The sequence below is a fragment of the Acinetobacter sp. UBA6571 genome, assembly GCF_002434085.1.
Taxonomy (GTDB): domain Bacteria; phylum Pseudomonadota; class Gammaproteobacteria; order Pseudomonadales; family Moraxellaceae; genus Acinetobacter; species Acinetobacter radioresistens.
In genome coordinates, this window is the sequence record NZ_DJJJ01000005.1 from 1 (window position 1) to 9,885 (window position 9,885).

The window sequence follows — 9,885 nt, forward strand, 5'->3', positions numbered from 1 at the left end:
TAGCGGTGTAATTGAAGAAGCACGTTTTAAAACTTATGGTTGTGGTTCTGCTATTGCTTCAAGCTCCCTAGTTACCGAATGGTTAAAAGGCAAGACTCTTGATCAGGCGCAAGCGATCAAGAATATTGATATTGCGACTGAACTCGCATTACCGCCGGTTAAAGTTCACTGCTCTGTATTGGCAGAAGATGCGATTAAAGCAGCTATTGAAGATTATCGTAGCAAGAAATCTCAAGCCTGATTAGACGTATCCTAGATAAATTAATGGAGTTTTCATGATCCACTTAACTGAAACTGCTGCAACTCATATTCGAAATTACCTGCAGAACCGTGGTAAGGGTGAAGGCATTCGTATTGGTGTGAAAACTTCTGGTTGTTCCGGTTTGGCTTATGTTCTTGAATTTGTTGATGATATTAATGAACATGATCAAGTTTTTGACCAGGCCGGTGTAAAAGTCTTCGTAGATCCTAAAAGTCTGGTTTACCTGAATGGTTTAGAAATGGACTATGTAAAAAATGGCTTAAATGAAGGCTTTGAGTTCAACAACCCGAACCAGAAAGGTGAATGTGGTTGTGGTGAATCTTTCACAGTCTAAATTACCTTTCTCATGTATCGAAGTTAAAACAGTGCTTCTAGCACTGTTTTAACTGTATTTACTAGCCTGGAAATCATCTTTCATGAATCACTTTGAGTTGTTCAATCTTCCTGTAGCACTCGATATTGATTTGGCAATTTTAAAAAATCAGTTTTTAAAATTGCAGCAACAATATCATCCAGATAAAGCCACAGATAAAGACCAAGCACTGATCAAATCAAGTGAAATTAATCAGGCATACAAAATTTTATCACAGGTTGATAGCCGTGCAGCCTATTTGCTGGCCTTAAAAAAGCAGGACTATCATCTTGACCAATCTATTAATGATTTTGAATTCTTGCAGTCAGCTCTGGAAATTCGAGAACAGCTAGATGAAGTTACCGATACTGAGCAGCTTCAAACACTTAAAGAAGAAGTCAGACAATGGATAGATGGACTGGTCCGTGAATTCAAGATTGATTATCAGCAAGAAGACTGGGCTGAAGCACGTGATACCGTGCGTAAATTGCGTTTCTTTCAGAAAGTTTTGAATGACATTGATAAAGCTGAAGACCAGTTATTAGATGATGACAGCTTTGATTTAGATGATGACTATTAATTTTATTTTTATTACTTGTTTACAAGGGATTTAATACATGGCTCTCTTGCAAATTGCTGAACCGGGTCAATCAAGTGCGCCACATGAACACCGTATTGCAATCGGAATTGACTTAGGAACCACGCACTCGCTTGTCGCGACCGTATTATCAGGAAAAACCAAAGTACTGAATGACGAACAAGGTCGTGTATTACTCCCATCTATTGTGCATTACGGCTTAGATTCGACTCACTATGGCGAAGAGGCCAAGCCTTTTGTTACTAGTGACTCCAAAAACACCATTATTTCTGTTAAGCGCTTCATGGGACGCTCACAGACAGATATTAAATTTCAGCACCCATACACATTAGTGGGTGAAGCCAGTCAGATGCCTGCCTTTGAAACTGTACAAGGCCATAAAACTCCTGTTGAAATTTCTGCTGATATTTTAAAGCAATTAAAGAGCCGTGCCGAAGTAAGCTTACAAAATCCGGTAAATGGTGCAGTCATTACCGTACCGGCCTATTTCGATGAAGCTCAACGTCAGGCTACCCGTGATGCAGCTCAGCTTGCCGGACTTAATGTCTTACGTCTATTAAATGAGCCTACAGCAGCAGCTGTAGCTTATGGTTTAGATCAGGCAACCAATCTTGCAACTGATCGTAACTATGTGATTTATGACCTAGGTGGCGGCACTTTTGACGTTTCAATTTTACGTTTCAGTCAAGGTGTATTTGAAGTTCTGGCTACTGGAGGCCATACAGCCTTAGGTGGTGATGATCTGGATCGGTTAATTGTAAAGTGGGCAAAAAAAGAACTTAATATTGAAACATTCAATGATCAGGAATATGCACAGGTATTGTTTGCTGCACGTCGGGCAAAAGAAGCGTTAACAAATGCCGATTCGACCATGTTGACGATATTGGACCATACTTTACAGCTTGACCGCCCAACCTTTGAAAGCATTATTAAAGTTGCACTGGATAAAACGATTAGCGTCTGTAAACGTGTTTTGCGTGATGCTAAACTTGAATTATCGGATATTCAGAATGTTGTATTGGTTGGGGGATCTACTCGCTCTTATGCAGTCCAGCGTGCTGTTGCAGAAGTATTCAATCAGGAACCGCTTTGTACTATTAATCCAGATGAAGTTGTGGCAATTGGTGCAGCTATTACTGCGAACCAACTGATTGGTAATACTCAAGAAGGTTCATTATTGTTAGATGTTACACCATTATCGCTTGGTCTTGAAACCATGGGTGGACTGGTAGAACGTCTGATTGGGCGTAACACCCCCATTCCGGTAGCTCGCCGTCAAGAATTTACGACTTATCAAGATGGTCAGACTGCTATGCTGATTCATGTCGTGCAAGGTGAACGTGATCTAGTAGAACACTGCCGCAGTTTGGGACGTTTTGTATTACATGGTATTCCACCTATGACTGCCGGACAGGCCCGTATCGAGGTCACCTTTCAGGTGGATGCGGATGGTTTGCTAACAGTAAGTGACAAAGAAACTACGTCTGTTGTAAATGCCAAAATTGATATTAAACCTTCTTATGGCCTTTCAGAAGCAGATACTGAACGTTTACTCCTTGAGGGTTTCAAATATGCTGAAGAAGATAAAGATTTACGGCACCTACAAGAAACCAAAGTAGAAGCACAACGTGAACTGGAAGCACTGGAGCAAGCATTAAAGGTTGATGCCGAGCTTTTATCCAAAGACCAGTTAACCGAACTTCAAGCTGCAAAAAATGCTTTAAAAGGCCAATTGGAGCAAAATGATATTCATTCAATTGAGCAGGCAGTTAAACAGCTCAAAGTCCATAGTGATACTTTCGCAGCCTTACGTATGAATCAGCATATTGATCATGCATTAAAAGGTACTAAACTTGATGATTGGTCAAACTCAAACTAGAAAACAGGTAATGACTTATGCCACGTATTAAAGTTCTTCCGCATGCGCAAATTTGCCCAGAAGGTGCCGAGTTTGAAGTTGAACACAATGCCAATCTCTGTGAAAGCCTATTGAAAAATGGCATCAAAATTGAACATGCCTGTGATATGTCCTGTGCCTGTACGACTTGCCATGTCATTGTACGGCAGGGGTTCGACAGCCTTAAAGAAATGAATGATGTAGAAGCAGATCTACTAGACCGTGCTTGGGGGCTAGAGCCTGACTCTCGACTTTCCTGTCAGGTAAAAGTGGTAGAGGAAGATCTGGAAATTGAGATACCTAAATACACTATTAACCACGCTTCTGAAAATCACTAAAAAAAGCCCCTTACGTAAGGGGCTTTTTTAATAGGAACATTAATAACAAGAGTTTAAAACTGATCAACCTTCATATCATTAAAATTTTTACGATTTGAGGTATTCACATGTTCTTGCTCGACCGGCTTGATTTCATCAGCCAGATTAAGCTTAGCTACGCCATGAGAATTCGTTAATTTTTGCTGGGTACGGATGCGCTCAATCATTTGCTCCAGTACTTCCACCAGCTCACTATATTCAAAGTTTTCTACTTCTTCCAGATTAAGAATCAGATGAAATCCTTTATATTCATAATCAAACCATTGCTGATGCTCAAGCCGATGTACCGAGAATTTTTCCATAACTTGCCAAGTACGGACAGGTTCCTGAAATCCCTTTAAATAAATAGGTGTTTTAGGAATACACAGAAATTCACTTCTGATCAGTTTATAAGTTTCATCCGCAATCAGGATCTCGTCAATCTCGGCGGCATATTGTAGACGTGCAGCCAAATTAGCATCTCGACCCACAATCGTATAAGCCATACGATGAGCAGCACCATAATTACCCACATGGCAATATCCTGTACTGATCCCCATACGGATATGTAACGCCGGATATCCCATTTTTTTCCAACGTTCACGTAATAACTTCATCTGCTGGCGCATAGCAATTGCCATTTCGATACAAGTTTTCGCGTCCTGCTCTACGCCTTGACTATCTGGATCACCAAAGAAAATCAGTATGGCATCACCCATAAATTTATCAACGGTAGCGCCATATTGCTTGGCGATATCTGTCATATGGCTCAGATATTCATTTAATAAAAATGCCAGATCATCAGGAATCAGAGTCTCAGAAAGTTCAGTAAATCCTTGGATATCTGAAAAAAAGATTGTCATTTTTTTTCGTTTGTATTCAATTTTAGCCTCTACTTCACCATTCATAATCTGCTGACAGAGCTGTAAAGGAGCATAGCGGCTTAACTGATTTGCAAACTCAATATAACGGTTCATTTGTTCAAAATAGTAAAGACGCTGCTGATCGAGCTTTTGAATATGCTGATTCTGATAATAATTACCTAAATTAATAAAAATGATGAGGCATAATAAACCGATGACTGTCAGTTCTGGTGAAGTAACTTCAAAGTACTGGAGAGTGCCAAAGACAAACAGGCTATGAAAATAAAAAATAATTATGCTCAGTAAGGCAGCAACCGAAGCCATCAAAAAAGAAATTTTATTATTGATTGATGTGTAAACCAGACCAAAGATAGCTAGAAAAGTAAGGGTCAAGCTCAGGTGTACAGCAGCCAATGTAGTGGCCACAACAATCACATCTAGTAAGAATAATATATTTCTTTTTATTTTATAGTCAAAGCGGTACTTCAACCAACGCTCTAGGCGCCGGCTTACTAGTAAAATCCCCAAAAAAGCAAATGGAAGATAAATTTGATAATTGGTCTCTGGAGCGGTGAAATAATAGATCACCACTGTCAAAGACAGCATGAGATAACCAATTAATCGATGTATAAACTCGAAATGTAAAGGATGCTGCTTTCCTGTTACACGGTTTAGCGACACTCCCGCTCTCCAGTGACTGCGTGAAGACCATACCGGTAGCATGGTCTTGAACAGGTGTCTACTACTAATCCATACGCCAATCAAACGGCATATCACCCTGACCACGCAGCGCCAGCATTAATGTCTGACGCATATGTGCCAGAACATCATTGGTATAAGGTACAGCAGGTGTACCCCATACAGGTTTAGGCCATGCAACATCATTCTGATAGCGAACAACATGATGGAAATGCAATTGTGGAACCATATTGCCCAAAGCAGCTACATTCATTTTATCTGCCCGGAACACACGGGCAAGCTGACTTGATAGCCAGCTTGATTCGCGTAAGAATTGTTCTTGGTCAGCTTGGCTAAGTTCGTATAATTCAGTAATGCCAGGTACACGTGGCACAAGGATAAGCCACGGGAATTGCATATCATTCATCAGACGACATGTTGAAAGCGGAAAATCGCCAACAAAAAAAGTATCTTGAGCAAGTTGTGGATGCAAACTAAACATATCTTTATAAATGATGCAATAACAATGATAGCTAATACTATCACATCCAATATGGTGTGAATATTCTGAGAACTGCCTTTCCTTACAAATAATTATTAATTTATCTCAAATTTTATAAGTCCAAGATAAATGAATAAAGGTACCTGTTGCTTTAAGTTTTTTTTATTACTTACTGATACTTAACCCGTCAAAAAGGTTTGCGAAGACTTGTTCAGTCCTCGCCTTATTTTAGCGATTTAAGTCTGCAGTTAACTGGTCAAGAAGTTTCAAAATAAACTCAATTCTTTGTTCATACTCTTCTAGCATGACCAGCACCTTTAAGCGTTGCCCACCCTCCATGCGAAAGTGAGTCGGCTGTTTTTGCATAAGCTGGATAATACTGATCGCCTGAACAGCTGTATCAGGTGAAAATTCGATACTTCCCCCGTGACTTCCAATATCCACCTTGGTAATTCCAAGTTGTTCCGCTTTCAGACGAATCTGATGCACACTGAATAACTGTTTGACTGGTTGCGGTGCAAGACCGAAACGGTCAACTAGCTCCATACGAATATTATCGAGCTTATCTTGTGTATCGGCATTACTGATACGCTTGTAAAACAAGAGCCGCTGGTGTACATCCCCTAAATATTCATCTGGAATGAGTGCTGGCATGTGCAGGTTAATCTCTGCAGTTAAGGAAAGCGGAGCATCAAAATTTGGGGTCTTGCCCTGCTGAATTGCTTTGGTCGCTTTTTCAAGCATTTCCATATATAGACTATAGCCAATAGCCTGCATAGAACCACTTTGCTGCTCACCTAACAGTTCACCTGCCCCACGGATTTCAAGATCTTCTGTAGCAAGCATAAAACCGGCGCCCAGATTAGAAGCACGTTGAATGGCATCTAAACGTTTCTCTGCATCACCTTTTAAAGCTTTAATCGAAGGTACCAGCAAGTAGGCATAAGCCTGATGATGGGAGCGCCCAACACGCCCACGTAATTGATGTAATTGTGCCAAACCTAATTTATCTGCCCGTTCAATAATAATAGTATTTGCATTAGGGACATCAATACCAGTTTCAATAATGGTCGAGCAAACCAGCACATTATACTGTTTGTGATAAAACTGTTGCATTACCTGCTCGAGTTCACGTTCACGCATTTGTCCATGTGCAACGGCAACTCGTGCTTCAGGAACAAGTGCACGGATATTCTCTGCAGTACGTTCAATACTGTCGACTTCATTATGAAGGAAATATACCTGACCACCGCGAAGTAATTCCCGCAAAATAGCCTCTTTGATAGAAGCATCAGTATGCTCCTGTACAAATGTCTTTACAGCCAGACGGCGTGCTGGTGGAGTGGCAATAATCGACAGGTCACGCATGCCTGAAAATGCCATATTTAATGTACGTGGAATCGGTGTTGCTGTCAGAGTAAGCATATCGACATCTGCACGCATTGCTTTAATACGCTCTTTATCACGCACCCCGAAACGGTGTTCTTCATCGACAATCATTAGTCCCAGATCTTTAAACTGTACATTTTCCTGTAAAAGTTTATGAGTCCCAATTACAATATCGACTTTACCGTCTGCAAGATCCTGAATATTTTTTACATGGGCCTTGTTTGAACCAAAACGAGATAGCACTTCAATACGAACCGGCCAGTCTGCAAAACGGTCTTTGAATGATTCATAGTGTTGCTGGGCTAACAGAGTTGTCGGTACCAGTACCGCGACCTGTTTATTATTCTGTACTGCTACAAAAGCGGCACGCATTGCCACTTCGGTTTTACCAAAGCCTACATCACCACAGACCAGCCGGTCCATAGGCTCAGCTTTTTGCATATCATATAATGTCGCTTCAATAGCATTTGCCTGATCCAGGGTTTCTTCATAAGCAAAACCACTGGCAAACTGCATATACAGACTCTGATCTATTTCAAAAGCAAATCCGGGCTTGGCATGACGGCGGGCCTGAATATGCAGGAGTTCTGCAGCCACATCATGAATTTGCTCAAGTGCTTTCCGTTTAGCCTTGTTCCAGGCATCACTACCAATCTTATGTAGCGGAGCCAAATCCGGGTCACCGCCACTATAACGGCTAATAAGATGCAAGTTAGTAACGGGCACGTATACTTTCGCACCTTCTGCATAATCCAGCTGCAGAAACTCATACTCCTGATCATCAATACTTAAGGTAACCAGCCCTGCATAACGTCCTACACCATGGTCAATATGTACAACAGGTGCACCAATGCTCAGTTCAGTCAGACTACGAATTAAAAATTCTTCAGAAACTTCCTGTTGACGCTTACGACGTCGCTGAACTACCCGGTGCTCATACAACTGATTTTCAGAAATAACGGTCAGCTGATCATTAATGATTAATCCACGCTCAAGTGGAGCAGTAGTAATTGCAATTTTATACTGATCATTCTGAAAAATATTGAAATTTGCAACAGTAGGAATATCACCCAGAGTCGAGCGTAAGGCATCACGTAAACTTTCGCGACGTCCTGCACTTTCAGTTACCAGTAAAACTGGATGCTGAGCGTTATCGATATATTCTTTAACCTGATGAAATGGTTTTTCATGTTTAGGATTAACCGGAAGCCGGGGCGGCTCTGAAACCGCCATATTTATCACACCCGCCTTTTCTTCAAATTGTTCAGATGATGCAATAATTCGGGGAAAATGATTGAGTAACTCAAGTAAAGCATTCGGTTTTAAGAATAAATCTTCTGGTGGCAGAATAGGCTGGTCTGCATTATGACGTCGATCTTCATAACGACGATTAACATCCTTCCAGAAGGTGATCAAACATTCATCTAAATCCCTATCTGTAATGACAATGGAATGCTGAGGTAAGTATGCCGATAGCATGCCTTGAGTTTGAATTGACTGTTTACTAAAGAATAATGGCAGATAGAAATCAATACCCGGTGATGCAATACCTTCCATGACATCCTGATAAATAGGATTCTTTTTTGGATTGGCAGTCGGAAAGCTCTCAGCATAACGGTCACGGAAGGTAGAACGTCCGTCCTTTAACGGAAACTCTTTTGCTGGTAGAACCTTGAATTGAGTTAAATTACTTGTTGTTCTCTGAGTTTCCGGATCAAAAAATTTAAGGCTATCAATTTCATCATCAAACAGATCTATACGGATGGGTGCCTCCTGACCCGAAGCATAGATATCCATAATACTACCGCGTACCGCGAACTCTCCATGATCGTAAACTGTATCTACTAAAAGATAACCAGCCTGTACCAGACGTAGTTTCTGCTGTTCAAGATCAAATTTTTGACCGACACGTATATCGAAATGCTCGCCTAATATCCAGGAAGTTGGAGCAACTCGCTGTGCCAATGTAGAGGCTGAAAGTAGTAATATGCCCTGCTGAGGCATATTAGAAAGTATAGCCAGGCGCTCCGAGACAATATCCTGATGGGGAGATAACCGGTCATAAGGCAGGATTTCCCAATCCGGGAAAATAATCGGTTTTATACCGTAGAACTCCAGCTCACTCTCGAGCTGGGCTACATGCTGGTTATTTTTAGCCACCAAGACTAATAATTGCCGTGATTGTTCAGCAATTTCTTTAAGCAATAGTGCGGCTGAAGAACCAAGTAAAGAGCCTACCCAGCGCTTTTCACCTGCCTTCAATTGTTTTAAATTAAGTTGAGAGATTTCTTTCTGGAACATGTAGATAGATTTAGGCCTAAATGTCATTGCCCATAATATCATGATGTTTTTCGACTTTTAGTTATTTTTAATAAAGACCTTGAAGAATAAAACTATCTATACTCTATCTCGCAGAAATTTTTTATAGTAGCTATTCAGCTTTTCAATAACTTTTTTCAGTTCTTTTAAATTTTGCTCATTATTTCCCAAGCGCTCAACATAACGGCCTGTGGCAATTTCCAGGTCTATTTTTTCATTAATCTGCAAACTGATTTCAAATAATTTTTTTAAATCTTGAAAATTTTCAAGCTTACGATTTGAAAAATATTCAAGACGATTATTTAAATCACTTAGCACAATCCCATCAACGATAGGCCCTTGATCTTGATCAAAGTGAATATTTTGTTCACGTAAATAGGATTGTTCTTCGGTCTCTTTAGCTGTAGTTTTGAAGAGTCGGACAAGTTTGTTAAACATATTTCTAAATCACAGATTAAAATATAAATTTTGAGTCTAAATATAAGCTGTCAAAATAAATAGATTGAATAAAAGATGATAGATTAAAAAAATTGGGCTACTCATATCAAAATAAAAAGCACTTTTATTCAAGTGCTTTTTACTGGTATTCAATGCAGTTTTTTGCGCTTTAGTTAGCCACCGTACTGCTCTTGAAGATAACGAACAATTTTTGCTGATTCAAACATCTTT

General features: G+C 40.2%; 9 protein-coding genes. 5 read left to right on the plus strand and 4 right to left on the minus strand.

Annotated elements, in window-relative coordinates:
* The 5 genes from B3X18_RS00995 to fdx all read left to right on the plus strand — a co-directional run.
* Positions 1–241 (plus strand): iron-sulfur cluster assembly scaffold protein (locus B3X18_RS00995; protein ID WP_286935016.1); only part of this gene is annotated, 241 nt, incomplete at its 5' end.
* 34 nt (positions 242–275) lie between these two features.
* Positions 276–596: an iron-sulfur cluster assembly protein IscA gene (gene iscA, locus B3X18_RS01000; RefSeq protein ID WP_005014569.1), complete on the plus strand. Its 321-nt coding sequence runs from the start codon at positions 276–278 to the stop codon at positions 594–596.
* 82 nt (positions 597–678) lie between these two features.
* Positions 679–1,194: a Fe-S protein assembly co-chaperone HscB gene (gene hscB / locus B3X18_RS01005; RefSeq protein WP_005025694.1), complete on the plus strand. Its 516-nt coding sequence runs from the start codon at positions 679–681 to the stop codon at positions 1,192–1,194.
* A gap of 37 nt (positions 1,195–1,231) precedes the next feature.
* Entirely contained in the window at positions 1,232–3,091 is a 1,860-nt protein-coding gene (gene hscA, locus B3X18_RS01010) for a Fe-S protein assembly chaperone HscA (RefSeq protein WP_286935017.1), read from the plus strand.
* Positions 3,092–3,108: 17 nt separating this feature from the next.
* On the plus strand, positions 3,109–3,447 hold the full coding sequence (gene fdx, locus B3X18_RS01015) for an ISC system 2Fe-2S type ferredoxin (RefSeq protein WP_005014575.1): 339 nt from the start codon (positions 3,109–3,111) through the stop codon (positions 3,445–3,447).
* Positions 3,448–3,500: 53 nt separating this feature from the next.
* Here fdx and B3X18_RS01020 read toward each other — a convergent pair whose 3' ends face one another.
* From B3X18_RS01020 to B3X18_RS01035, 4 genes are all read right to left on the minus strand, one after another.
* On the minus strand, positions 3,501–5,009 hold the full coding sequence (locus B3X18_RS01020) for an adenylate/guanylate cyclase domain-containing protein (protein WP_005025692.1): 1,509 nt from the start codon (positions 5,007–5,009) through the stop codon (positions 3,501–3,503).
* Between the two features lie 64 nt (positions 5,010–5,073).
* Entirely contained in the window at positions 5,074–5,508 is a 435-nt protein-coding gene (locus tag B3X18_RS01025) for an HIT domain-containing protein (RefSeq protein WP_005014577.1), read from the minus strand.
* A 228-nt stretch (positions 5,509–5,736) separates the two neighbouring features.
* Positions 5,737–9,198: a transcription-repair coupling factor gene (gene mfd, locus B3X18_RS01030; protein ID WP_005404176.1), complete on the minus strand. Its 3,462-nt coding sequence runs from the start codon at positions 9,196–9,198 to the stop codon at positions 5,737–5,739.
* A 96-nt stretch (positions 9,199–9,294) separates the two neighbouring features.
* Positions 9,295–9,654 carry a hypothetical protein gene (locus B3X18_RS01035; protein WP_005025691.1) on the minus strand — a complete coding sequence of 120 codons (360 nt, stop codon included), beginning with the start codon at positions 9,652–9,654 and terminating at the stop codon, positions 9,295–9,297.
* Positions 9,655–9,885: the final 231 nt, after the last annotated feature.